This is a genomic window from uncultured Oscillibacter sp. (assembly GCF_950073225.1).
In the GTDB taxonomy this organism is placed as follows: Bacteria; Bacillota; Clostridia; order Oscillospirales; family Oscillospiraceae; genus Oscillibacter.
On sequence record NZ_CATMPS010000042.1, the window covers coordinates 1 to 23,079 of the forward strand.

General features: G+C 64.4%; 20 protein-coding genes. 6 read left to right on the forward strand and 14 right to left on the reverse strand.

What is annotated here, in order from left to right:
* From Q1M04_RS14380 to Q1M04_RS14390, 3 genes are all read left to right on the forward strand, one after another.
* On the forward strand, positions 1–1,437 hold a 1,437-nt coding region (locus tag Q1M04_RS14380; protein WP_300448420.1), incomplete at its 5' end, for an S-layer homology domain-containing protein.
* A gap of 27 nt (positions 1,438–1,464) precedes the next feature.
* Positions 1,465–2,154, forward strand: a complete 690-nt coding sequence (locus Q1M04_RS14385) for a hypothetical protein (protein WP_297999500.1) — start codon at positions 1,465–1,467, stop codon at positions 2,152–2,154.
* A gap of 73 nt (positions 2,155–2,227) precedes the next feature.
* Positions 2,228–4,648, forward strand: coding sequence for a M15 family metallopeptidase (locus tag Q1M04_RS14390; protein ID WP_297999502.1), 2,421 nt, complete (start codon positions 2,228–2,230; stop codon positions 4,646–4,648).
* Between the two features lie 78 nt (positions 4,649–4,726).
* On the opposite strand, the gene Q1M04_RS14395 is transcribed toward Q1M04_RS14390, so the two are convergent.
* Complete coding sequence (locus tag Q1M04_RS14395) at positions 4,727–6,655, reverse strand: S-layer homology domain-containing protein (RefSeq protein ID WP_297999504.1); 1,929 nt, start codon at positions 6,653–6,655, stop codon at positions 4,727–4,729.
* Between the two features lie 195 nt (positions 6,656–6,850).
* Here Q1M04_RS14395 and Q1M04_RS14400 point away from each other — a divergent pair, with 195 nt between their 5' ends.
* Positions 6,851–7,612 carry a copper homeostasis protein CutC gene (locus Q1M04_RS14400; protein WP_297999506.1) on the forward strand — a complete coding sequence of 254 codons (762 nt, stop codon included), beginning with the start codon at positions 6,851–6,853 and terminating at the stop codon, positions 7,610–7,612.
* A gap of 51 nt (positions 7,613–7,663) precedes the next feature.
* Here the strand turns inward: Q1M04_RS14400 and groL are convergent, their stop codons facing one another.
* From groL to hrcA, 13 genes are all read right to left on the reverse strand, one after another.
* A complete protein-coding gene (gene groL, locus Q1M04_RS14405; RefSeq protein ID WP_297999508.1) occupies positions 7,664–9,286 on the reverse strand; it encodes a chaperonin GroEL in 1,623 nt (540 codons plus the stop codon).
* A gap of 46 nt (positions 9,287–9,332) precedes the next feature.
* Positions 9,333–9,617 carry a co-chaperone GroES gene (locus Q1M04_RS14410; protein ID WP_293280882.1) on the reverse strand — a complete coding sequence of 95 codons (285 nt, stop codon included), beginning with the start codon at positions 9,615–9,617 and terminating at the stop codon, positions 9,333–9,335.
* 157 nt (positions 9,618–9,774) lie between these two features.
* On the reverse strand, positions 9,775–9,999 hold the full coding sequence (locus Q1M04_RS14415; RefSeq protein WP_243413871.1) for a DUF6514 family protein: 225 nt from the start codon (positions 9,997–9,999) through the stop codon (positions 9,775–9,777).
* Positions 10,000–10,094: 95 nt separating this feature from the next.
* Entirely contained in the window at positions 10,095–10,700 is a 606-nt protein-coding gene (locus tag Q1M04_RS14420) for a toprim domain-containing protein (RefSeq protein WP_293280881.1), read from the reverse strand.
* 4 nt (positions 10,701–10,704) lie between these two features.
* Entirely contained in the window at positions 10,705–11,760 is a 1,056-nt protein-coding gene (gene holA, locus Q1M04_RS14425; RefSeq protein ID WP_297999509.1) for a DNA polymerase III subunit delta, read from the reverse strand.
* Complete coding sequence (locus Q1M04_RS14430) at positions 11,753–14,017, reverse strand: DNA internalization-related competence protein ComEC/Rec2 (RefSeq protein ID WP_297999511.1); 2,265 nt, start codon at positions 14,015–14,017, stop codon at positions 11,753–11,755. Before Q1M04_RS14430 ends, holA begins: the two co-directional genes overlap by 8 nt.
* Positions 14,018–14,106: 89 nt before the next feature.
* A complete protein-coding gene (locus Q1M04_RS14435; RefSeq protein ID WP_297999513.1) occupies positions 14,107–15,171 on the reverse strand; it encodes a putative glycoside hydrolase in 1,065 nt (354 codons plus the stop codon).
* A gap of 54 nt (positions 15,172–15,225) precedes the next feature.
* The gene (gene rpiB, locus Q1M04_RS14440; RefSeq protein ID WP_204789511.1) at positions 15,226–15,663 is read right to left on the reverse strand and encodes a ribose 5-phosphate isomerase B; all 438 of its coding nucleotides are present in this window, start codon (positions 15,661–15,663) and stop codon (positions 15,226–15,228) included.
* A 100-nt stretch (positions 15,664–15,763) separates the two neighbouring features.
* Positions 15,764–16,576: a histidinol-phosphatase HisJ family protein gene (locus tag Q1M04_RS14445; protein ID WP_297999515.1), complete on the reverse strand. Its 813-nt coding sequence runs from the start codon at positions 16,574–16,576 to the stop codon at positions 15,764–15,766.
* A gap of 8 nt (positions 16,577–16,584) precedes the next feature.
* A complete protein-coding gene (dnaJ, locus tag Q1M04_RS14450) occupies positions 16,585–17,721 on the reverse strand; it encodes a molecular chaperone DnaJ (protein ID WP_293279735.1) in 1,137 nt (378 codons plus the stop codon).
* Positions 17,722–17,881: 160 nt separating this feature from the next.
* Positions 17,882–19,717: a molecular chaperone DnaK gene (dnaK, locus tag Q1M04_RS14455; RefSeq protein ID WP_293279734.1), complete on the reverse strand. Its 1,836-nt coding sequence runs from the start codon at positions 19,715–19,717 to the stop codon at positions 17,882–17,884.
* Positions 19,718–19,764: 47 nt separating this feature from the next.
* Positions 19,765–20,349, reverse strand: coding sequence for a nucleotide exchange factor GrpE (grpE, locus tag Q1M04_RS14460; protein WP_295755705.1), 585 nt, complete (start codon positions 20,347–20,349; stop codon positions 19,765–19,767).
* A complete protein-coding gene (gene hrcA, locus Q1M04_RS14465) occupies positions 20,346–21,392 on the reverse strand; it encodes a heat-inducible transcriptional repressor HrcA (RefSeq protein ID WP_297999518.1) in 1,047 nt (348 codons plus the stop codon). The genes grpE and hrcA overlap by 4 nt, the downstream gene beginning before the upstream one ends.
* A gap of 370 nt (positions 21,393–21,762) precedes the next feature.
* On the opposite strand from hrcA, the gene Q1M04_RS14470 reads away from it, so the two are divergent.
* Both Q1M04_RS14470 and Q1M04_RS14475 read left to right on the forward strand, forming a co-directional pair.
* Positions 21,763–22,416, forward strand: a complete 654-nt coding sequence (locus tag Q1M04_RS14470; RefSeq protein ID WP_297999520.1) for a Crp/Fnr family transcriptional regulator — start codon at positions 21,763–21,765, stop codon at positions 22,414–22,416.
* Between the two features lie 44 nt (positions 22,417–22,460).
* Complete coding sequence (locus Q1M04_RS14475; protein WP_204789504.1) at positions 22,461–22,871, forward strand: PaaI family thioesterase; 411 nt, start codon at positions 22,461–22,463, stop codon at positions 22,869–22,871.
* The last annotated feature ends 208 nt before the right edge of the window (positions 22,872–23,079 follow it).

The window sequence follows — 23,079 nt, forward strand, 5'->3', positions numbered from 1 at the left end:
CCCTCCCGCACGCCCAGCGCCTCCGGACGGCCCGCCGGGGAAGGCGACAACGGCGGCGTTGCGCCGGACCCCTCCCGCACGCCCAGCGCCTCCGGACGGCCCGCCGGGGAAGGCGACAATGGCGGCGTCGCCCCCAGCCAGCCCAACTCTTCCGGACCCTCCAAGCGGAAAAACATTACGGCGGGCAAGGTTGTGGCGGGGATCTCCCTGTCCGCCGACAGCCACATCGCCTATGCCCAGGGCAGCAGCGGCCTGTTCCCCTCCTTCAACCCCACCCGGCAGGTCACCCGGGCCGAGGCGGCCCAGATGCTTTACCGTCTCCTGCCTCCGGACGCCCCGGCCTCCAACACGGCCTATGCCGACGTGCCCGCGGGAGCGTGGTACGCCAAGGCTGTGAGCTCTCTGGCGGACCTGGGCGTGCTGGAGGCCCAGGACGGCATGCTGGACACCGGCCGGGCCGTCACCCGGGGGGAGTTCGTCCGGTACATCGCCTGCTTCTTCCCCCTGCGGACCGACGGCCAGCTCTTCCCCGACGTGGCGGAGGACGACCCGAACGCACCCTTCATCCGCTCCGCCCAGGCCTACGGCTGGGCCCAGGGCGGCAGCGACGGGCTCTTCCACCCCGACGAGACCATCAACCGGGCGGCGGCGGTGGTGCTGCTGAACCGGGCCCTGGGCCGGACGGCGGACCGGGCCTACATCGACGGCCACCATCCCGCCTTCTACGTGGACGTGGCCCCCTCCAGCTGGTATTATTACGATGTGTGCGAGGCCACCGTCCCCCATCAGCACACGGCCTCCGGCGGCACGGAGAGCTGGACCTCCCACACCGCCAGGGAGGCGGTCCCTCAAAACGGCATCCAGCTGTCCGACGGCTGGCTGTACTGCTATGACAGCGCGCGAGGCGACGTGGTGCGGGAAGCCATGGTGGGTAACCACTACTTCAACAGCAACGGGCGCTTTACCACCGGGAACAACGAGCTGGACTCCTGGCTCCACAAAATCGTCCTGGCCCGCACCGACAGCTCCCAAACCCAGGAGCAGAAGCTCCGGGCCCTCTTCCTCTACACCCGGGACTCCTTCACCTATCTGCGCCGTCCACCCTATGAGATGGGCGTCTACGACTACATGGAAACCGACGCCCTGCGCATTCTGGACACGGGCTATGGCAACTGCTACTGCTACGCCTCCCTCTTCTGGTATCTCTCCCGCTGGATCGGCTACGACTCCGTTATCTACAACGGCACGGTGGGCGTCCGCCGCTCTCCCCACAGCTGGGTGGAAATCAACCTGAACGGCAAAAACTACATCTTCGATACGGAGCTGGAAATGGCCTACCGCCGCAAAAAGCGGTTCGACGTGAACCTCTACAAATTCTACGACGCCGGAAACAGCTGGAACTACCGGCGGCCCCAGAGCGGCGGAGCCGCCGTCTGAGACATAAGGCAAAGGAGACGATCTTTTATGAAAAAGCTATGGAGCTTCCTGCTCTGCGCAGCGCTGCTGTGCGCCCTCTGCGCCTGCGGAGGCCAGACCTCCCAAACGGAGGACGCCCCCGCCCCGGCGGACGCCGGGGAACCGGCAGGACGGAGCGCTCCCGCCGAGGCGGCCCCTGCCCAGGACCCGGTAAAGCCGGAAGCGGACAGCGGCCAGGACCAGCCGGAATCCGCCGCCGGTGAGAAGGACTCCCCCGACGCGGAAGCCCAGGTCCCTGAGGCGGACACGCCGGAGGAGGCCCCGGCCAAGGACCAGACGGAACCCGTGCAAACGGAAAAGCCTAAGGATACGCCCGCTCCGAAGCCGGAACCGAAACCGGAGCCGAAGCCCGAGCCGAAGCCCGAGCCGAAGCCCGAGCCGAAGCCCGAGCCTCAGCCTCAACCGGAGCCCCAGCCGGAACCCGAGCCGGAGCCGGAACCGGAACCGGAACCAGAGCCCGAGCCCGAGCCCGCTCCGGCGGTGGACCGCAAGGCCGTGGCCCAGGGACTGGTGGGCCGTCCCGTCAGCGAGCTGTACGCCGCCATCGGCCGCCCCATCTCCTCCGACTACGCCCCCAGCTGCCTCATCGACGGCGAGGACGGCGAGCTGGTCTATGACGGCTTTATCGTCTACACGGAAAAGGGCACGGATTACGAGACGGTCTATGCCGTGTTCTGACGCTTTGCGCACCCAGAGGGATGTAGAATGCCCTTGGCACGTCCCAGTCTGACCCTTGGAGGGAAACAATCTGATGACTCGAAAAATCATTTTGGCTGGAGCCGCCGCCTTCGCGCTGGCGGCTTTGGCCTTGACGGCGGCTTATTTCTACATACCCGGCGGCGCCCGCCTCGTCTTCGGCGAGGGGGATATCCGCATCTGCCTGAACGCGGACGGAACCGCCGAGCTGGATTGGCCGGAAGCCCGGCCCAGCAGCCGGACCGAGCCGCAGGACGGCGGCGGAGAAGACGCTCCCGCCGGGGAGGCCGCCGGAACCCGGATAACCCCTGTGCTCTACGACCTGGAGCTTACGAGCGAAAGCGGGCACACCCAGAAGCTGGAAAACCATCCCCATATCCTCCTGGAAAACTACACCCTGCCCATGACGATCCGCATCCGGGCTGTGGCGGAGGGGAAAAACCTCCTGGGCCTCTTTCGCAGGCTGGCCAGCCAGGAACTGACGGCAGAGGTCCGCTTCACGGACCTAAAGGCCCCGGAAGCGGTGGGCACGCCGGGGCCCGGCGCGCTCTCCCTCTCCTGGAAGCTCTCCGGCCAGGTCCCGGGATTCTATAAGATTTTCTCTTTGGACCAAGCGGACGGCGTTTTTCGCCAGGTGGCCTCCACCAGCGCAAAGCAAATCAGCCTGGACGTCTACAAGGAGGGCGGCACCCTGGTGCTGCCCAGCTATGAGCATCCTTTGGAGGTTCTTGTCCGGGCGGCCGTCCAGGGAGAGGGCTACGTTCTCTGCGGCCCCGCCTCCAATCTTATCCGCGTGGAGCGCCAGGACCTGCTGGGCGACGATCTGAACCTGGTCTGCCGCGAGACGGAGCCCCGGGTCTACACCCTGGAGTGGGACGAAACCCGGGGAGAGCGCTACGAGCTCCAGGAGTGGGACAAGGAGGGCTGGACTCTGCTGGACACTCTGGAGCTGGCGGAGCACTTCCAATATGACCTGGGCCGCCTGGGCTCCGGGTCCCACCACCGCTTCCAGGTGGTGTCCAAGAGCGTGAACGGCGCCGTCCTCTCCTCGGAGGAGGCGGAGTTCTCCGTCTCCATCGATCCCCTGTACGCCACCATCTGGCCCATCATTGAGCAGCCCTTCTACGAAAAGGCCGACAAGAGCTCCTCCTCCCTGGGAAAAATCCCCGGCGGGACCGCCCTTTGCGTATTGGAGGAGAGCGGAGACTGGTTCCAGGTCCGGTACAAGGATCAATACGGCTGGGTGGACAGCCGCTTTTGCATGATCAACCTGCCGGAGTACGTGGGGGACCACTGCTCTTATGACATCACCAACAGCTACCGCTCCATTTTCAAGGTCCACGAAAACCCCATCGCCCTGATTACGGACCAGGTGATCCAGGGCTTCGAGCATATCCAGGAGGCGGACGGGGAATTCCTGGTCCCCTACCTCTACCCCTGCGCCAAGAAGCTCCTCAGCGCCGCCCAGGCGGCGGAGAAGGACGGCTACCGCCTGAAAATCTACGAGGCCTTCCGCCCCAACGAGGCCACCCGCTTCCTCTACGACACCACCGCCGGACAGCTGGATCTGGCCGCCCTGGTATACAGCTATGAGGACGCGGAGGGCGCGCCCTTGGGGCAGGACGAGGACCCCAGGGTCCTGGACCCCGTCACCGGCTGGGAAGCCGGCCTGGAGGACGGGCTTCTGATTGACCCGGAGACCGGGGAGAAAATCAGCCGGGAGGATCTAGCCCTGCGCCAGGAGGAGGAGGCCGGAACGGAGGGCTTGGACCCGGACGGCGGGCCCCTGCCCGGCCCGGAGGGACAAGCTCCGCAGCCCGCCGGTGATATTCCCTTCTTCACCCTGCCCGAGGCGGGCGAGGGCGGCGGCTTGGACCCCGCGGAAGCCCCCCAGCCCGCCCCGCAGCCGGACCTCCCCCCCGAGCCGCCGGAAGGTGAACCGCAGGAAGGCGAACCGCAGGAAGGCGAACCGCCGGAGGGCGGGGCGCAGGACGGGGACGGCGAAGAGCCGGAGTATGAGACTTACTTCCAGATTATGACCAACAACGGGCGCTTCAGCCTGGGCAGCTTCCTGGCCCGGGTGACCTCCGCCCACAACCGGGGCATTGCCCTGGACCTGACCCTGGAGAAAATCGACGGCGGAGAGGAGCTGGAAATGCAAAGCGCCATCCACGACCTCAGCTGGTACTCCGCCGCCTACCTGAACAACGACAACGCCAAGCTCCTGGAGAAGTATATGACCGCCACGGGCATGCGGGGCCTGAGCTCCGAGTGGTGGCACTTCCAGGACGACGAGACCCGGGAGGCCATCGGCCTGACCAGCTACCTGTTCAAGGGCGTGAATATGGGCGGCTGGACGAAGGACGACCGGGGCTGGCGCTACCGGGACGCGGACGGAACCATCTACAAAAACACCACCGTCACCGTGGACGGAAAGCGCTACACTGTGGATGCGGACGGCTACGTCCGGCAGTGACTCCCCTCAACCGGAAAGCCCCCGGAAACCAGTGGTTTCCGGGGGCTTTTCATGCGATTCGCTCCATGGCAAATCCGGTTATCTCCCGATGCTCACGCAGAAGCGGTGGAGAATCGCCGCCGCCTGGCCCCGGGTCGCGCCGCCGGAGGGATTCAGGCGGCCGTCGGAGGTGCCGTTTACCAGCTTGGCCGCGTTGGCCCAGGAGAGGGCTTCCTTGGCGTAGGAGGCCACGGCGGCTCCGTCGGAGAAGTCCGCCAGGTTGGCCCGCTGGGTGGATACGTAGCCCTTGTAGGCGTTATAGCGGAACAGGAAGGTGGCCAGCTGCTCCCGGGTGATGGAGTCGCCGGGCCGGAAGAGGCCGTCCTTGCCTCCGGCGGTGATGCCGTTGGCCGCGGCCCACTTCACCGACTTCTCACAGTAGGACCCGGCGGCCACGTCGGGGAAGCCCGCGCCGCTGACGGCGGGCTGGCCCTCCAGCCGGTAGAGGATGGTCACCAGCTGGCCCCGGGTGACGGGGGCCCCGGGATTGAAGCGGCCCTCGCCCACGCCGCTCATCAGGCCCTTCTGGCTGACGTAGGCGATGTCGGCGGCGAAGGTGCTGCCCGCCGCCACGTCGGAGAAGGTGGAGGGGCCGGCGGGCTTGGTCACGGCAAACTGGACGTTCACTTTCGCCGACTCGCCGCTGCCATAGAGCTCCACCACGCCGTTATACGCGTTGGCGGGGAGGCCCGTCCGGGGACGGATGGTAAAGGTGGTGCTGCCGCCCGCGGGCAGGGACGTCTGGGTCAGGAGGCTGACCTCATAGCTGTAGGAGGTGGGCTGGTCCAGGCGGATGGCGTATTCCGTGTTGTTTTTCACGGTAACCGTCTTCTGGGCCAGGGCCGTGTAGCCCTCCTCCACGATGCCGAAGTCCAGGGTGCCGGGCTCCACGGTCAGGGGGGCCAGCTTCTTTTCAATGACCACGGTGGCCTTGAAGGTGGCCGAGGTGTTCTCCCGGGTCTGGAAGGTGATGGTGTCGGTGTAGGTGCCCACCTTCAGATCCTGCTTGGGGACGATTTTGTACTCGGCTTTGTCGCCGTTTTCCAGGGTCACGGAGTCGCTCTTCACGGCGGTGACAATGAAGTGGTCGTTTCCTTTTACGGCGTCCATCCGCACATTGGAGGCTCCCTTATTCTGGACGGTGACGGAGATTTCCTTTTCCTTGGCTTCCTTCTCGGTGTAGCCCTCTTTCAGCTTGCCCAGGTCCTTGCTGGTGGGGTCCACGGCGATGGTGTAGCCCTTTTCCACCACCGTCGCGTAGAGGTTGACGGAAAAGTCATTGGAGCCGCTGCCGCCCACGAAGGAGGCGGTGATGGTCAGCCGCCGGTCATAATTTCCCGTGCTGCTGGCGCTGTTCAGCTGCACCGTGACGGTGGAGGAGCTGCCCGCCGTCAGGGAGCTGGGGAGCCCCGAGATGGAGTAGCCGCTGGGGGTGGAGTAGCTGAGCTTCATCTCGTGGTCGCTCTTATTTTTGATCGTAAAGGTCTGGGTCCGGCTGCCGCTGGACGCGTTCTTCTCCAGTGTGCCGAAGTTCACAGAGGAGGGATAGGAGAAGTCACTGGACTTGGGATAGGTGATAGTAGGCACTTCGGGTTTGGGGTCCGGAGTTGGAGTCGGGTCCGGATTCGGGGCCGGATTCGGATTCGGATTCGGGTCCGGATTCGGATTCGGGTCCGGATTCGGATTCGGGTCCGGATTCGGATTCGGGTTCGGATTCGGGTCTGGATTCGGGTCCGGATTCGGATTCGGATTCGGGTCCGGATTCGGATTCGGGTCCGGATTCGGATTCGGGGTAGGCTCTTCTTCGCCTTCACCTTCGATATTTCCGCCGTCGGAACCTCCGTTTCCATCGGTACTACCATTTTCCGTCGGCGGTGTCACCTCCTCCGCCGCCGCAGGCACAACGGCCAGGCTTGCCAACAGGCAGAGCGCCATCAGCAAAGCTAATAATTGACTCTTTCGTTTCATGATGTATCCAGTGTCCTTTCCTCTTAAGTTTTCAGGGGTTGTCCCTAATTCCCTACTCTACCACTTTTGTATGGAAAATACAAGCGTTATTCGGCGGCTTTCCACCTCTTTCCAAAGAACCCGCAGGGCACCTGCTTGCGCCCCGGCGGGGGCCCTGCTATAATGGGGCTGAGTTTACCGGAAAGGAGCTTTGTCATGGCTTATGGATTCATCGAGGGCTGCGTGGACTCCCACGCCTCCGCCCTGGCCGCCTGCCGGGGCGGCGCGGACCGGCTGGAGCTGTGCGCCAACCTCTCCATCGGGGGCACCACCCCCTCCCTGGGCCTCTTCCGGCAGGTGCGGCGGGACTGCAGTCTCCCCGTCAACGTCCTCATCCGCCCCCGCTTCGGGGACTTCCTCTACTCCGAGGCGGAGGTGGAGGAGATGGAGGACTGCGTCCGCCGCTTCCGGGACCTGGGGGCGGACGGCGTGGTGCTGGGCGCCCTGACGCGATGGGGCACGCTGGACCAGGCCGTCATGGCCCGTCTGATGGAGGCCGCCGGGAGTATGGAGGTCACCCTCCACCGGGCCTTCGACATGACCCGGGACCCCCTGGAGGCCCTGGAGGCGGCCATCGCCCTGGGCTGCCGGACCATCCTCACCTCCGGGCAGGAGAAGGACGCCCCGGCCGGGGCGGAGACCCTGCGGGCCCTCCGGGAGAAGGCGGCGGGACGGATCGCCGTCATGGCGGGCTGCGGCGTCCGGGCGGGGAGCATCCGGGACATCCACCGGCGGACCGGGGTGCATGTGTTCCACACCTCCGGGCGGCGGGGCCCCGTGGACAGCGGCATGATCTACCGCAAGCCCACGGTGTCCATGGGCCTGCCCTCCCTGCCGGAGTATGAGCTCTGGCGGACGGACGAGGAGGAGTTCCGGGCCTGTGCGGAGACTGTGCACAGCCTGACGCCGTTCTCTTAACCGCAAAAAAAGCGGTGCCCGCGTAAGCGGGCGCCGCTTCTTTTCTTCGGCTTAGTACATGCCGCCCATGTCGGGCGCGACGGGAGCGGGAGCGGGGGGCTCGGGCTTGTCGGCCACCAGGGACTCGGTGGTCAGCACCATGCCGGCAACAGACGCGGCGTTCTCCAGGGCACTGCGGGTCACCTTGGCGGGGTCGATGATGCCGGAGGCTACCATGTCGCAGTACTCCTCCTTGTAGGCGTCGAAGCCATAGCCCTTCTCGCCGGAGCGGACCTTCTCCAGAATGACGGAGCCGTCCAGGCCCGCGTTGGCGGCAATCTGGCGGATGGGGGCCTCCAGGGCCTTGGCCACGATGCGCACGCCGGTCTTCTCGTCGCCCTCTACGCCGTCCACCAGGGCCTCCACGGCGGGAATGACGTTGACAAAGATGGTGCCGCCGCCGGCTACCACGCCCTCTTCCACCGCGGCGCGGGTGGCGTTCAGCGCGTCCTCGATGCGGAGCTTCTTTTCCTTCATCTCGGTTTCGGTGGCCGCGCCCACCTTGATGACGGCTACGCCGCCGGCCAGCTTGGCCAGGCGCTCCTGGAGCTTTTCCTTGTCGTAGTCGCTGGTGGTGTTGGCAATCTGGGAGCGGATCTGGGCAACCCGGTCCTTGATGGCCTGGGAGTCCCCGGCGCCGTCCACGATGGTGGTGTTCTCCTTGGTCACCTTCACCTGGCGGGCACGGCCCAGCAGGGAGATGTCGGCGGTCTTGAGCTCCAGGCCCACTTCCTCGCTGACCACGGTGCCGCCGGTGAGGACGGCGATGTCCTGGAGCATCTCCTTGCGGCGGTCGCCGAAGCCGGGGGCCTTGACGCAGACCACGTTGAGGGTGCCCCGGAGGCGGTTGACGATGAGGGTGCTCAGGGCCTCGCCCTCCACGTCCTCGGCGATGATGAGGAGCTTCTTGCCGGACTGGACCAGCTGCTCCAGCAGGGGCAGGATGTCGGAAATGACGGAGATTTTCTTATCGGTAATCAGGATATAGGCATCGTCCACCACGGCTTCCATCTTCTCCATGTCGGTGGCCATATAGGGGGTGATATAGCCCCGGTCGAACTGCATGCCCTCGACCACCTCGCTGTAGGTTTCGGCGGTCTTGGATTCCTCGATGGTGATGACGCCGTCGGCGGAGACTTTTTCCATGGCGTCGGCAATCAGCTTGCCGATTTCCTCGTCGCCGGAGGAGACCGCGCCCACCCGGGCGATGTCCTTGGAGCCGTCCACGGTCTTGGCCTGGGCCTTGACCTCGGCCACGGCGGCCTCCACGGCCTTGGCCATACCCTTTTTGACCACGATGGGGTTGGCCCCGGCGGCCAGGTTCTTCAGGCCCTCGCCGATCATGGCCTGGGCCAGGAGGGTGGCGGTGGTGGTGCCGTCGCCGGCCACGTCGTTGGTTTTGGTGGAGACTTCCTTCACCAGCTGGGCGCCCATGTTCTCAAAGGGATCGTCCAGCTCGATTTCCTTGGCGATGGTCACGCCGTCGTTGGTGATGAGGGGCGCGCCGTATTTCTTGTCCAGAACCACGTTCCGGCCCTTGGGGCCCAGGGTGATTTTTACGGTATCGGCCAGGGTGTTGACGCCGGTTTCCAGGGCCTTGCGGGCGTCCTCGCCGCGCTTGATGAGCTTAGACATAATAAATCGTTACCTCCCGATTTTTCAAATCAATTGATGTTTGTGCTTAGTCGACAATCGCCAGAATGTCGTTCTGCCGGACCACCGTGTACTCCACGTCCTCCAGCTTCACCTTGGTTCCGGCGTACTGGCTGGTGATCACCTTGTCTCCGGGCTTTACGGTCATGGTGACTTCCTTGCCCTCCACGGTGCCGCCGGGGCCCACGGAGATGACCTCGGCCACGGAGGGCTTCTCCTTCGCGGAGCCGGTGAGGATGATGCCGCCCTTGGTGGTCTCCTCGGTCTCCACCATTTTCAGGATGACACGGTCTGCAAGCGGGGTGAGTTTCATATCAGGTTCCTCCTTAAAATATTAAAAATTAAAAAACGTAATCACTGTTAGCACTCAAATACCTGGAGTGCTAACAGTGATTATCATAGTACAGCCGCCCCCATTTGTAAAGGGGGTTTTTCGCAAAAGTTATGAAGAATTTGTAAATGTTGCCCTCTTATTCCAGCAGCCAGTCGTCCACCACATCCCGCAGGCCCACCGGCGTTACGGTGCCCCGGACCAGCGCCTCCGCCAAATCCTGGACCTTCTGCCGGGAGGGGCTGAGATCCCTCACCGACGCCTCTTCTCCCTCCAGCTCAATCTGGACGCCGAAATTCCCGGCCTCCTCCAGCAGATAATAACGCGCCTGTGACGACAGGCATGGGACCTCTCCTACCAGCATCTTGCGCAATCCGCTCCCTCCTCCGGCCCGCGCCTCTTCCAAGCGCCGCGGGCGTTTTCTGCTTCCAGCATAACACAGGCATCCCGTAAAGCCTGTCAAACTTTGTCGAAGCCCGGCTCTTCCGCAAGAAGCGCCTCCAGCTCCTCCCGGCCGAACAGGAGATTCAAAGCTTCCAGCATGCCGTTGGCCGTGAGGTGCTCCGGCAGGTCCAAACGCTTCAAAAGCAGGCGGCGCTTTTCCGCGCTGCCCTCTCCCCCGCTGAGACCCAGGGCGACCAAGTCCGCCTTGGTGACGGCCTCCCGCCGCTCCGGGGGCGGCCTGTCCTCAAACGTGGCCCCGCAGCGGCGCAGCGCCTCCAGCAGCACCGTGGGGGACATGCCCTCCACGCCTAATTTCCCCTCCTTGCCGCCCCGGCGCTTCCGGCGCTCCTTGCCCTTCACGTCGGGGATGTAGGCCTGCTTCACCCGGTCCCTGGGCAGGGCCCCCTTCAGATAATTCCGCAGGAGGAAGCCCGCCCCGTCGCTGTCCGTCAGGATGATGAGGCCCCGCTTCTCCGCCAGGCGGCGGAGAAAGGCCAGCTTCTCCTTGTCGTTGAACACGGCGAACCCGCCCAAGGTGACCACCGTGGCGTCCACCACCTGAGAGACGGTATTCTTGTCGTAGCGGCCCTCCACCACAATGACTTCCCGGACGCGCTCCATTTCCTCAGCTCCTCTCCGCCGCCAGCCAAACCAGCAGCAGCTTCAATTCCCCGGCGCTGTCCACGCCCCGCTCGCTCTTCATCCGGCGGTCCAGCTCCTGGCACCTCCGCACCGCCTGGGCGCACCACTGCGCCGTGGTCCTCCGGGCGGCGTTCAAGAGGAGCTTGGCGGGGTAGTCGGACTTCATGCCCCACAGCTCCATCAGCCAATAGCGGTCCCTGCCGCTGTCCAGGGCCAGCCGGGCGGTCCAGATGCGCCGGAGCTGGCTCCCAAGGGCCGCCAGGATCATGATGGGCTCCGTCTGCATTTTCAACAGGTCCCCCAGGATGGAGGCCGCCTGGTCATAGCGCCCCTGGAGCACCGCATCGGACAGCTTAAAGACCTCCGCCGACAGCACCGGGTCCGCCACGGCGTCGATGTCCGCCTGGGTGACGGTTTTGCCCTTGGCGTAGGCGGCAATCTTCTCAATCTCCGGCACCAGGCCCGTCATCAGGGCGCCGCAGGTGAAGATCAGGTACTCCGCCGCAGCCCGGTCGATCTCCTTTCCCAGGGCCTTGAAGCGCCGGGAAATCCAAGGGATCAGGTCCGCGCTGGAGGCGGCCGGGAACTCCACCGCCTCCACATAGGACTCCAAGGCCTTGCAGAGCTTTTTCATGGTCCGGTTGGGCTTGTACTCCAGGGTGTCGTAAACAAAGACGATGCAGCCGTAAGGCGGCAGATCCTCCAGCAGGGCGATGAGCTTTTCCCGCTGGTCCTCCCCCAGCTTGAAGAGGTCCCAGTCCGTCACCACCGTCAAGGTCCGCTCCGCCATCATGGGCATGGCCTCCGCCGTCTCCGTCAGAACCTGGGCCGTCAGGTCCTTCCCCTCCAGGGCGTGGTAGTTGAAGGTCTCAAAGCCCGGCGGCACCAGCTTCTTCCGCAGCTCCCCCAGGTAGTACTCCCGGAGGTAGCTCTCCTCGCCATAGAAAACGTAGGCGGCGCCGATGGTCCCGGCGGAGAGGTCCTCCTTGAATTTTTGCAGGGCCGCTCCCTTCCGGGGGGCCTTCTTTTTTTCAGCCATGGCTTTCCTCCTGGTTCCAAGAGAGATGGATGGTCCCGTGCAGGTCCGTCCGGTAGACGCCGCAGCCCTGCCGGGCCAGACGGAGCAGGGTCTCCTCCGTGGGGTGTCCGTAGGAGTTGGACCCCACGCTGATACAGGCCGTCTCCGGCCTTACGGCGTCCAGCAGCGCCTGGGACGTGGCGTATTTGGAGCCGTGGTGCCCCGCCACCAGGGCCTCAATGTCCGGCAAATCGAACGTCTCCAGCAGCTTTTTCTCCGTGGCGGCGTCCATGTCGCCGGTGATGAGAAGGTCATTCTCCCCGGCGGAGGCCAGGACGGACAGGCCCCGCTCGTTGTCCCCGGCGTCCCCCACAGGCGGGTAGACCGTCAGCGTGCCCCGGCCGAAGTCCAGGCGCTCCTCCGCCGTAATAAACCGGACGGCGGCGCCGTGCGCTCCGGCGGCGGAGAGGACCGCCTCTTGGGGCCCCGCGTCGTCCTCCCCCTCGGGAAGCAGCAGCGTGTCCACATCCAGCCGGTCCAGAAGGCCCGTCACACCGGACACATGATCCTTGTCATAGTGGGTGAGGAGCAGGTAATCCAGGCGTTCGCAGCCCATGGCCGCCAGCTGCCGGGCGGCGGCCGCGCCGGGGTCCTTCCAGCTGTTGGCGCTGCCGCAGTCCACCAGGGCGAAGGTCCCTTCGGAGGCCAGCACCACGCTCTGCCCCTGGCCCACGTCCAAAACCAGGGCGTCCAGGTCGCTCCCATACCGGGCCGCCCCCAGCCGGAGGGTCAAAGCCAGGGTCAGCGCCGCCAGAGCGGAGGCCAGAACGTACTTCCTCCTCCCCGTTCGCCGGGCCAGATACGCGGCGGCGAAGAGGCAGTAGGCGTACACAATCCAGTATTTCAAATAGGGGGTCGCGGTATAGACGGCGTGGCAGGGAATCCTCGAAAGCAGCCCGGCGGTCAGGAGGATGTACTCCGCCGCCAGCCGGGCCGGGAGAGCCAGCAGCGCTCCCAGGGGCGGGTAGAAAAAGCTGACAAACACCGACAACAGCCCGAAGCTGAAGGCCCAGGCAGCCGCCCAGAGGCAGAGGGCGCTGCTCAAAGGGGCAATCAGCACCAAAGCGCCAAAGTAGTACGCCGTCAGCGGCACGGTAAACACCATGGCTCCCATAGAGGCGGAAAAGGCGAGGGCCAGGAAGCGGAAGATCCGTCCCCAGGTTTTCCCCCGTTTCTTCTCCCCAACCAGGCCCTTGCGGAGCCTCGGCGTCAGCCAGAGGATGCCCGCCATGGCGGCGAAGGACAGCTGCAAGCTGACGGAGGCGGCGGCAAAGGGATTCGCCAGCAGGATCAAAAACAGGGCCGCCAGCAGGGACGTGGGCCCGTCGCTCTCCCGGCGGGCCAGGATGGCCAGCAGGGGCAGGGACAGCATGACGCAGGCCCGGAGCACCGAGGGGCTTCCACCGGTGAGGGCGGCGTAAAACGCCAGCAGCGGGATGCCCAGCAGGGCCTGGAGCTTCCGGCTTTGCAGCAGGAAGCCCGCCAGGGCCATGAAAAAGCCGCAGTGCATACCGGACACCGCCAGAATGTGGTTCAGCCCCGCCTCGGCGAGGGCCGTGTAGGCCTTCTCCGAGATCCCGCCCCGATCTCCGGTCAAAACGGCCGTCAGGAATCCGGCGGCGTCCCCGGGGAAAAGGACCTGGATACGCTCCCTCATGGCCCGGCCCATCCGGGCGGGAAGCCAGCGGGGACTGTTCCGGGTCCCCTCCCCGGCCTCCAGGTTCCCCCGGGCATAGGCCAGGAGAAAAACGCCTTTGGAGGTGAAGGCGGTAATATCTTCATCCCAGACGCGGGCGGCGTCGTTGAACCTGGCCTGTCCGGCCACGGTCTGGCCGGGCGCCAGGTCCAGCAGCTCCTCCCCGGCGTAGAGCACCGCCTTGCCGGGGACGCCCTCCACGCGGACCTCCGCCCGGGCGCCGAAATCCGTTTCCTCGGCGTAGCCGCAGAGGGTGGCGGTGAAGTCCGACCTCCGCCCCGCCATTTCCTGGGCGGGCCTTTGGACCTGGCGGGCGTAGAGCCAGCTCCAGCCCAGGCCCAGAGCCAGGGCGGCGCAGAGGATCACGCCCCGCCGCCGCCATTCCCAGGGCAGGAGCTTCGACAAGAAGCCCAGCGCCAGCGCCAACCCGGCGCCCGCCAGTATCCAGCCGCCCCGGAGAACATACTGGGCCAGAAACACGCCCAAGGAAAAGCTCCCGGAAAACACCGCCAGCCGCCTCATGGCCCACCCTCCTCTGTCTCTTTCTCTAAGCCAAAAACTCCCGGAGGGGTTTCCCTCCGGGAGCCGTTCTCTTTTTACAGGGTGCTTCGTTACTCCGCCAGGATCAGGCGGCTGCCCGTCAGCGCGGGACTGTCCGCCGTCAGCTCCGGGACGAATTCCGTCTTGCCCTCCGCCCCCGCCGCCTGGGCGACCAGATTGGAAAGGGTCTCCGCCTTCTCCGGCGTGGTGACGGCGTAGACGCGGTCCACCCGGCTCACCAGGCGGTTCAGGTCCAGCCCGGCCACTGTGTCGGGACCCTCGGCGATGACGGCCTCCGGCACCTCCACGGACAGGAGAATGTCATAGGCCTCCAGGGCCGTGTCCAGATCGCTGAGGAGCAGGTCCAGATTATTGGCCAGGGGCACGTCGGTGTTGTAATGAATCTTATTGATTTTCCCCACGGTGGGATAGCTGAAATCCGTCAGCAGCAGCTCATCAAAGCCCAGCTCCGCGATCTCCTTCGCCAGGGCGCAGACGTACTCCCGGGTCCCGGGCTTGGCGGGGTCCAGCCAGAGGCTGTTGTTCCCGTCGTAGAAGATATAGCCGCCGGTGTTTTTCAAGCCCCGGCCCTCCACGTCGGCGTTGGCCGCCTTGAAGTCCTGGAGACAGGCCACGCTGGCGATGGTGTGCAGCCCCTCCTGGGCCGTAACCGCGGCCAGGGCGGCGGCGGTGTCCATCTCGGTTTCCACCGCGCCGGAAACGGCGTTGGCCGCGTTGAAGTAAACCGTGCCGTTGGAGGTCTTCAGGCGGACGGCCACGGCGTTGGTCCCCGCGGGCTTCTCCGTCTCCTGCCACAGGGCCTGTGTCAGCGCCTGGGCCGGAAGGGAAAAGGCCGCCGTCTCCTTGGGGCCCTGATCCTCCGGCTCCTGGACCACCACGTCCACGTCGGGTTGGTTCTCCGGGGCCTCGCCCTCCCCGTCCGGCGGGGGGGCCTTCTCCTCCGTCTGCCAGGGCAGGCGGATTTGGCGGCTGCCGTCGGCGCCATAGACCAGGAACTGCTGCAAATAGATGACGCTGGCGGCCACCGCGATCACCAGCACCAGCAGAATTGCCAGCAAAATTTTCCACTTGGGCCCCCGCCCCCGGTAGCTGCTGTAGCCCTTGGTTCCCACCATGCGCGTCACCTCTTTTCAGGAGCGGCGCTCCCGTCGTTTTTTATTGGGGGAAGCTCAGCCCTCCAGGGCCATCATCTTCTCCACCCGGCGGGCATGGCGGCCCCCCTCAAACTCGGTGGAAAGGAAGACCTCCACCATCCGCTCGGCCATGTTGGGCCCGGTGAAGCCCGCGCCGATGGCCATCATATTGGCGTCGTTGTGCCGGCGGGTCATCTCCGCCTGGAGGCAGTCGGCGCAGTGGGCGCAGCGGACGCCCTTCACTTTGTTGGCGGTGATGGAGATGCCGATACCGGTGGTGCAGATCACAATGCCCCGGTCGCAGCTCCCCTCCGCCACGGCCCGGGCGGCGGCGGCTCCGAAGTCGGGGTAGTCGCAGCTTTCCTTGGAGTGGCAGCCAAAGTCCTCGATCTCATGGCCCAGCCCCTCCAGGACCTTGATGACATGCTGCTTCAAATCATAGCCGCCGTGGTCACAGCCCAGCGCGATCTTCATGGTAGTATTCCCCCGTGCATTCAAATTTTGTGGCTTATATTGTACTCCAGATTTTCCAAAAAATCAATATTATTTTCGACCGTAAATTTGTTCTTTTCCGTTACAATGCGTGTCGGATGGGCTTCCGCCCCTCAAAGGTGCAAAAGCTCTCAAAGCCGCAGTCCCGCAAAAGCGCCTGCCGCTCCCGGACGGCGCAGCCCACAAATTTGGCGGAGTGGGCGTCGGTGCCCAGGGTGACGATGGGGTCCGCCGCCATATCCTCATACAGCCGCAGCCACATCCCGTCCGGCAGGGGCATACCGCCCCGGTTGGTGTTCAGCTCAAGGCCAATTTCCTTCCGCTTCAAAATAGAGAAGATATCCGTGATCTCCCCGCCAAAGCGCTCCATGCTCAGATTCCAGCCCCGATTCTCGTTGAGATAGCGCAGGGGCAGCGTCAGATGGCCCAGCACGTCGAACTTCCCCCACTCTGCCATGGCCTTCACCTGGCCCAGGTAGTCGGCAATGCCGTCATAGGCCTCCTCCTCTGTCTTGGGGTCGAAATAGTAGAGGTCCAATCCCTGATAGCGCTTTGAGAGCATGTGGACAGAGCCGATCACAAAATCGAAAGGCGGCGCGTCCGCCAGCAGCTTCTCCGTATGGGTGAAGTTCCAGCAGGCGTCTCCCAGCTCGATGCCCAGGCGCAGCTTGATCCGCTCCCCCATGGCGGCTTGAGCCGCTTCAAATTCCGCCGTCAGGGCGGACCAGTCATAGGGCCCCCGAAGGTCCGTGCTGGCCCAGACGATGGGCTCCACATGGTCGGTGAAGCAAAGCTCGTTCAGCCCCGCCTCGACGGCGGCCTCCGCCAGAGCGGTCATGGAATCCCTGCCGTCCGGAGAAATCCGGGAGTGGACATGGTAATCCGCCAGATACATGGTTTGGCTCACCTCTTTTTCTTGCCCTTGCCGAAGAAGCCCTTCCGCTCCTCGTAGTTCTCGTCGCCCATGGTCTCGGCGAATTTCCGCAGGGCCTCTTTCTGTTCTTTCGTCAAATTCCGGGGAGTCTCGATGTAGACGGTGACGTACTGGTCCCCCCGGCCCCGCCCGTTGATGGAGGGGATGCCCTTGCCCTTAAGGCGGAAGGTCGAGCCGCTTTGGGTCCCCTCGGGCAGGTCGTATTTCACCTTGCCGTCGATGGTGGGAATCTCCAGCTCCGCGCCTAAGACCGCCTGGGCGAAGGTGATGGGGGCCTCGCAGAGAACGGAGGTGCCCTCCCGGCGGAAAATCTCGTGGGGCCGGACGGTGATGGTGATGAGCAGGTCCCCGGCGGGGCCGCCGTTCTTCCCGGCGTTGCCCTGGCCCCGGATGGAGATGGTCTGCCCGTTGTCGATGCCCGCCGGGATGCTGGCCTGGATGGTCTTCCGCTTCCGCACGGCTCCCGCTCCCCGGCATTCCCTGCAGGGCTGGTGGATGATTTTCCCCTTGCCGCCGCAGCGGGAGCAGGGGGAGGAGGTGGCAAAGACCCCCATGGGCGTCTGCCGCCGGACCTGGACCGTGCCGGTGCCGTGGCAGTCCGGGCAAACCTCCGGGGTGGTGCCCTCGGCGCAGCCGCTGCCCTGGCATGCGCCGCAGGGCTCCAGCCGCTCCACGGTGACGGCCTTTTCACAGCCGAAGGCCGCCTCCTCAAAGCTGAGGATCAAGGACATGCGGAGGCTCTCCCCCCGCTGAGGGGCGTTGGGATTCGTCCGCCGCCCGCCGCCGAAGCCGCCGCCGAAAAAGCTGCCGAAAATGTCTCCCAGATCCCCGAAGTCGAAGCCTCCGTCAAAGCCGCCGCCCGCCCCGAAGTTGGGGTCCACACCGGCGTGGCCGAACTGGTCGTACCGGCTCCGTTTTTCCTTGTCCGAGAGAATTTCATAGGCCTCGTTGGCCTCCTTGAATTTTTCCTCGGCCTCCTTATTGTCCGGGTTCAAGTCCGGGTGGTACTTCCGGGCCAGCTTTTTGTACGCCTTTTTAATCTCGTCGTCCGACGCGCCCTTGGACACGCCCAGGACCTCGTAATAGTCTCGCTTTTGCTCAGCCATTCGTCGTTGCAAAGTCCGCCGGGCCCCGCCTCCGCCTAGCCGCGAAGGCCGCGCCCGCTTCCTTGCTCCTCCTCTCCGTCCCGGCCCCTCTGTGCCTCAGGCCGGGTAATTAACAGGGGGAAGCGGAGCCGCCTTTCAGCGGCCCCGCGTAATCCCAATTTTATTTCTTCTGCTCGTCGTCGTCCACGACCTTGTAGTCCGCGTCGTAGTACTGGCCCTCCTGGGCGGCTCCGGGATCTCCGCCGGGCTGGGCGCCCTGGGGATTGGCCTGCTGGTACAGCTTTTCGCTGACGGCGTAGAACGCCTGCTGGAGGGCCTCCGTATCCGCCTTGATGGCGGCGGTATCCTGGCCCTTCAAAGTCTCTTTCAGCTTGTCGAGGGCCCCCTGGACCTTGCCCTTGTCGTCGGCGGGGATTTTATCGCCCATGTCCGCCAGGGTCTTCTCGCACTGATAGACCATCTGGTCCGCCTGGTTCCGGGTCTCCACTTCCTCCTTGAGCTTCTTGTCCTGGGCGGCGTACTGCTCCGCCTCCTTGACCGCTTTTTCGATGTCGTCTTTGCTCATGTTGGAGGAGGAGGTGATGGTGATGTGCTGCTCCGTTCCGGTGCCCAGGTCTTTGGCGGAGACGTTCACGATTCCGTTGGCGTCGATGTCGAAGGTAACCTCAATCTGGGGCACGCCGCGGCGGGCCGGGGCGATGCCGTCCAGGTGGAAGCGGCCCAGGGACTTGTTGGCGGCGGCCATCTCCCGCTCACCCTGGAGGACGTTGACCTCCACGCTGGTCTGGTTGTCGGCGGCGGTGGAGAAGACCTGGCTCTTTTTCACGGGGATGGTGGTGTTCCGCTCGATGAGCTTGGTGCACACGCCGCCGTAAGTCTCGATGCCAAGAGACAGCGGGGTCACGTCCAGCAGCAAAAGGCCCTTCACGTCGCCGGTGAGGACGCCCGCCTGGAGCGCCGCGCCCATGGCCACGCATTCGTCGGGGTTGATGCCCTTGAAGGGGTCGGAGCCGGTGAAGCCCTTCACCGCGTCCTGGACGGCGGGAATGCGGCTGGAGCCGCCCACAAGCAAAACCTTGGAAAGGTCGGAGGGCTTGAGGCCCGCGTCGCTCATGGCCTGGCGCACGGGGCCCATGGTGGCGTCCACCAGGTGGGCGGTGAGCTCGTTGAACTTCGCCCGGGACAGGGTGATGTCCAGGTGCTTGGGGCCGCTGGCGTCGGCGGTGATATAGGGCAGGTTGATGTTGGAGGTGGTGACGCCGGAGAGCTCGATTTTGGCCTTTTCGGCGGCCTCCTTGAGGCGCTGCATGGCAACCTTGTCATTGGAGAGGTCCACGCCGTCGCTGCGCTTGAACTCCGCCACCAGCCACTTCATGACGCACTCGTCGAAGTCGTCGCCGCCCAGGCGGTTGTTGCCCGCCGTGGCCAGGACCTCGATGACTCCGTCGTCGATGTCCAGGATGCTGACGTCGAAGGTGCCGCCGCCCAGGTCGTAAACCATGATCTTCTGGGTCTGCTCTTTGTCCACGCCGTAGGCCAGGGCCGCGGCGGTGGGCTCGTTGATAATGCGCTTGACGTCCAGGCCCGCGATTTTGCCCGCGTCCTTGGTGGCCTGGCGCTGGGAGTCGGTGAAGTAGGCGGGGACGGTGATGACCGCCTCGGTGACGGCGCCGCCCAGATAGGCCTCGGCGTCCGCCTTCAGCTTCTGGAGGATCATGGCGCTGATCTCCTGGGGGGTGTAGTTCTTCCCGTCAATGGCCACCTTGTGGTCGGAGCCCATCTCCCGCTTGATGGAGGAGATGGTCCGGTCCGGGTTGGTGATGGCTTGGCGCTTGGCCACCTGGCCCACCATGCGCTCGCCGGTCTTGGAAAAGGCGACGACGGAGGGGGTGGTCCGGTTTCCCTCGGCGTTGGCGATGACGACGGCCTCGCCGCCCTCCATCACCGCCACGCAGGAGTTGGTGGTCCCCAAATCGATACCGATTACTTTAGACATAATGACTGCCTCCTGAATTATATGAAAATGTTATTTTGAACGCGTTTTTAATTGGCGACCTGCACCACGGCGTGGCGGATCACCCTGTCTCCCAGGAGGAAGCCCGCCTGGAAGACCTGGGCCACTTCGTTTTCGCCCAGATTCTCGTCGTCAACGTGCATGACGGCCTCATGCCGCTCCGGGTCGAAGGGCCGGCCCTGGGCCTCGATCTCCGAGACGCCCAGCTTCTTCAAGAGTTCCCTGTACTGGGTGAAGATCATCTCCAGGCCCTTCTTGTGGGGGTCGTCCTCCCCGCCGGGGGCCGCCGCCGCCCGCTCCAAATTGTCGTACACCGCCAGGAATTCCCGGATGGTGTCCGCCTTGGCGTCCTGGTAGAGGGATTCCTTTTCCTTGGCGGTGCGCTTGCGGTAGTTTTCGTACTCCGCCGCCAGGCGGGTAAACTGGTCCTTGGTGGTTTCCAGCTGGCGGGCCGCCGCCTCCATCTGCTCCACCTGTTCCCTGGTGAAGGTGATTCCGCCCTTTTCCTTCTTCTTTTTGCCCTTGGGCGCCTTGCCGGCGGGTCCCTCCGTCTGGGACTCGGGGACTTTCTCCGCCGTCTCTTCCTCCAGGGGCTGCTTGTTCTCTTCCGTCATTTCGGTTCCTCCTTGGGGGGTAGTTCCTCCTGTTTTCCAAACAATCGCGTCAGCCCCTCGGCAAAGCCGGAGAGCCGTGCGGCCACCGCCGCGTAATCCATTCTTGTGGGGCCCACCACGCCGATGAGGCCCCGCATGTCGTCTCCGATATCATAGCTGGCCACCACCACGCTGGTGTCCCGCAGGACCTCCTTCACGTTCTCCGGGCCGATGAGGATCTCCATCTCCCGGTGCAGCGGCTGGGGAAGCTCCTCCTTGCTGTCCGCCAGGAAGCTCATCAGCTCGTGGGCCTTGTCGGCGTCCCGGAACTCCGGGAGCTTCAAAAGGCGGCTGGCTCCGGCGGTGACAATCTCCCGCCGGCCCGCCTCCTCCAGCGCGTCCGCCGCGAAGCCCACGGCCTGGGACAGCAGCAGGAAGAGCTGGGGGCTCACCTGGTCCGCCACGCTCATCAGATGCCGGCTCATGCCGCCGGGGTCCGTATTGGTGAAGTGGCTGTTCAAAAGGTTCGCCGCCGCGGGCAGGTCCGCCGGGTCCACCTTGAGCTGCATCCGAAGGAGCTGGCTTTTCACCTTGCTGTCGCTGGTCATCATCACCAGGATGCAGTTCCGCTCGTCCACCGCCAGCAGCTCGAAGTGCCGGACGGTGAGCTCGGTCTTCCGGCTGGCGGAAACATAGGCCGGGTAGCGCACCAGGGCGGACACCGCCCGGCCCGCCTGGGCCAGGAGCCGGTCCAGCTCCTCCATCTTTAGCTGGAGGGACTGGTTGATCTTCTCCGTCTCCGCCAGGGAGAGGCGCTGGGCCTCCATCAGCTCGTTGACGTACAGGCGGTAGCCCTTGGGGGAGGGCATCCGCCCCGCGGAGGTGTGGGGCTGCTCCAAATAGCCCATCTCCGTCAGGTCGGACAGCTCGTTTCGGATGGTGGCGGAGCTGACGCTGCCCCCCATCTCGGCGGCAATGGCCTTGGACCCCACCGGCTCGGCGGTGCGGACATAGTCCTCCACCACCACCTTCAGTATCTGCCGTTTCCGGTCCGAGAGCTCCACGCCGTCCTCCTCCTAATGCCCGCCGCCTGCCGGGGCGGGCCGTTTTTGATGCTTTAGCACTCCTTTTCCCGGAGTGCTAAAGCGAGTTTACCACCGGATGGATTTGTTGTCAATGGATGGATATAAACAAATTGTAAACAAACCGGGTCGAAAACGTAAATCCGGTTTCCAGGAACGCTTTTTCCCGTTTTTTCCTGAACCCGCGGCGCTTTTTCCGGACGGCCCTTCCCGCCTTTGAAAAACGGGCTTCGTAAAAAATACCGAAAGTTGCACTGGAAGGGCCGAGAGTAAAAAATTGTGCTTTACTTTTTAAGCAGAAGCTGGTATCATATTTTACTGTGTGGGATATGCAACTAAAGGGGATGAGCACATGCTTAGCGAACAGGAATTGGAAAAAAGTCCGCTGTTTCACGACATCAGCTATCAGGATTACCGAGAGATTTTGTCCTGTTTTCAGGCGATCCAGCGGTCCTTCCGGGCCGACGAGCTGATCTATGATTTCTCCTCCGACGCCGTGGGCGTGGTGGAACGGGGCCAGGCGTCCTTGATCCGCATTGACGAGGAGGGCGTGGCCACGGTGCTGGAGGACCTGGGCGTAGGAAGCGTCTTCGGCAAGACCCTGGCCTTCGCCGGGTCCACGGGAGACAGCCTGGAGGTGGTCTGCCGCCGCCCCTGCGACGTGGTGTTTATCGACTACGGCCATATTCTCAGCCGCTGCGGCCACGCCTGCCAGCGGCACAGCATCCTGGTTCAGAATATGCTCCAATTGATGGCGGACAAGGCCCAGGCCCTCTCCCGCCGGGTGGACGTGCTGTCCCGGCGGTCCATCCGGGAGAAGCTGCTGTGCTATTTCCGCCAGCTCTCCCAGCAGTCGGGAAGCCGGACCTTCACCCTCCCCTTTTCCCTCAGCACCCTGGCCGACTACATCGCCACGGACCGCAGCGCCATGATGCGGGAGCTGAAGCGCCTCCGGGAGGAAGGCAGCGTCCGCTCCGACGGGCGCCAGTTCACCATCCGGCAGTGAGGGGACGCCTCCCTCTATTTCAGCGCCGGAAAGGAGTCATTCCTATGGACTACGAGCAAATCCGCGCCTTTCGCAACGAGAAGAATCTCTTCGGCAGAAAACTGGGCATCTACGTGGAGGAGCTTGGCCCCGGTTACGCCCGGGCCACGAAAACCGTGACGGAGGAGGATTTGAACCCCCTTCAAGTTCCCCACGGCGGCGTTTACTTCGCCCTGGCGGACACGGCCTGCGGCTCCGCCATGGCGGCCTATGGGACCATGGCCGTTACCATCAGCTGCTCGTTCAGCTTCTTGAAAAGCGCCCAGGCGGGCGACAAGCTGACGGCGGAGGCCCGGGAGCTTCCGGGCGGGCGGAGCGTCTGCGTGCTGGAGGCCCGGGTCACAGGCGAGGGCGGAGCGCTCTTCGCCGTGGGCACCTTCACCTTCCGGCGGCTGGAAACGCGCATCGAGCCGTAACAAGATACGATAAAGAGGCTGTCTTTGGGGGTGCCTGATAAAGAATGACGCGCAAAACGCAAAACATTAGGCAGTCACCGCAAATTTGAGTTTTCGTAAAAATCAAAAAGGGCAAAAATGGAAACTGCATCAAAAGTACAGCTACGATTTTATGCGGCAAAGCCGCGGATCTTCAGCTGCCGCTGGTTAGGCTTCAAAGGTTTGAAGT

What these genes read in the sequence shown, in the direction of transcription:
- Q1M04_RS14385 (WP_297999500.1), top strand. Translation starts at nt 1,465, where the DNA reads ATGAAAAAGCTATGGAGCTTCCTGCTCTGCGCAGCGCTGCTGTGCGCC.
- Q1M04_RS14390 (WP_297999502.1), top strand. Translation starts at nt 2,228, where the DNA reads ATGACTCGAAAAATCATTTTGGCTGGAGCCGCCGCCTTCGCGCTGGCG.
- Q1M04_RS14395 (WP_297999504.1), bottom strand. Translation starts at nt 6,655, where the DNA reads ATGAAACGAAAGAGTCAATTATTAGCTTTGCTGATGGCGCTCTGCCTG.
- Q1M04_RS14400 (WP_297999506.1), top strand. Translation starts at nt 6,851, where the DNA reads ATGGCTTATGGATTCATCGAGGGCTGCGTGGACTCCCACGCCTCCGCC.
- groL (WP_297999508.1), bottom strand. Translation starts at nt 9,286, where the DNA reads ATGTCTAAGCTCATCAAGCGCGGCGAGGACGCCCGCAAGGCCCTGGAA.
- Q1M04_RS14410 (WP_293280882.1), bottom strand. Translation starts at nt 9,617, where the DNA reads ATGAAACTCACCCCGCTTGCAGACCGTGTCATCCTGAAAATGGTGGAG.
- Q1M04_RS14415 (WP_243413871.1), bottom strand. Translation starts at nt 9,999, where the DNA reads ATGCTGGTAGGAGAGGTCCCATGCCTGTCGTCACAGGCGCGTTATTAT.
- Q1M04_RS14420 (WP_293280881.1), bottom strand. Translation starts at nt 10,700, where the DNA reads ATGGAGCGCGTCCGGGAAGTCATTGTGGTGGAGGGCCGCTACGACAAG.
- holA (WP_297999509.1), bottom strand. Translation starts at nt 11,760, where the DNA reads ATGGCTGAAAAAAAGAAGGCCCCCCGGAAGGGAGCGGCCCTGCAAAAA.
- Q1M04_RS14430 (WP_297999511.1), bottom strand. Translation starts at nt 14,017, where the DNA reads ATGAGGCGGCTGGCGGTGTTTTCCGGGAGCTTTTCCTTGGGCGTGTTT.
- Q1M04_RS14435 (WP_297999513.1), bottom strand. Translation starts at nt 15,171, where the DNA reads ATGGTGGGAACCAAGGGCTACAGCAGCTACCGGGGGCGGGGGCCCAAG.
- rpiB (WP_204789511.1), bottom strand. Translation starts at nt 15,663, where the DNA reads ATGAAGATCGCGCTGGGCTGTGACCACGGCGGCTATGATTTGAAGCAG.
- Q1M04_RS14445 (WP_297999515.1), bottom strand. Translation starts at nt 16,576, where the DNA reads ATGTATCTGGCGGATTACCATGTCCACTCCCGGATTTCTCCGGACGGC.
- dnaJ (WP_293279735.1), bottom strand. Translation starts at nt 17,721, where the DNA reads ATGGCTGAGCAAAAGCGAGACTATTACGAGGTCCTGGGCGTGTCCAAG.
- dnaK (WP_293279734.1), bottom strand. Translation starts at nt 19,717, where the DNA reads ATGTCTAAAGTAATCGGTATCGATTTGGGGACCACCAACTCCTGCGTG.
- grpE (WP_295755705.1), bottom strand. Translation starts at nt 20,349, where the DNA reads ATGACGGAAGAGAACAAGCAGCCCCTGGAGGAAGAGACGGCGGAGAAA.
- Q1M04_RS14470 (WP_297999520.1), top strand. Translation starts at nt 21,763, where the DNA reads ATGCTTAGCGAACAGGAATTGGAAAAAAGTCCGCTGTTTCACGACATC.
- Q1M04_RS14475 (WP_204789504.1), top strand. Translation starts at nt 22,461, where the DNA reads ATGGACTACGAGCAAATCCGCGCCTTTCGCAACGAGAAGAATCTCTTC.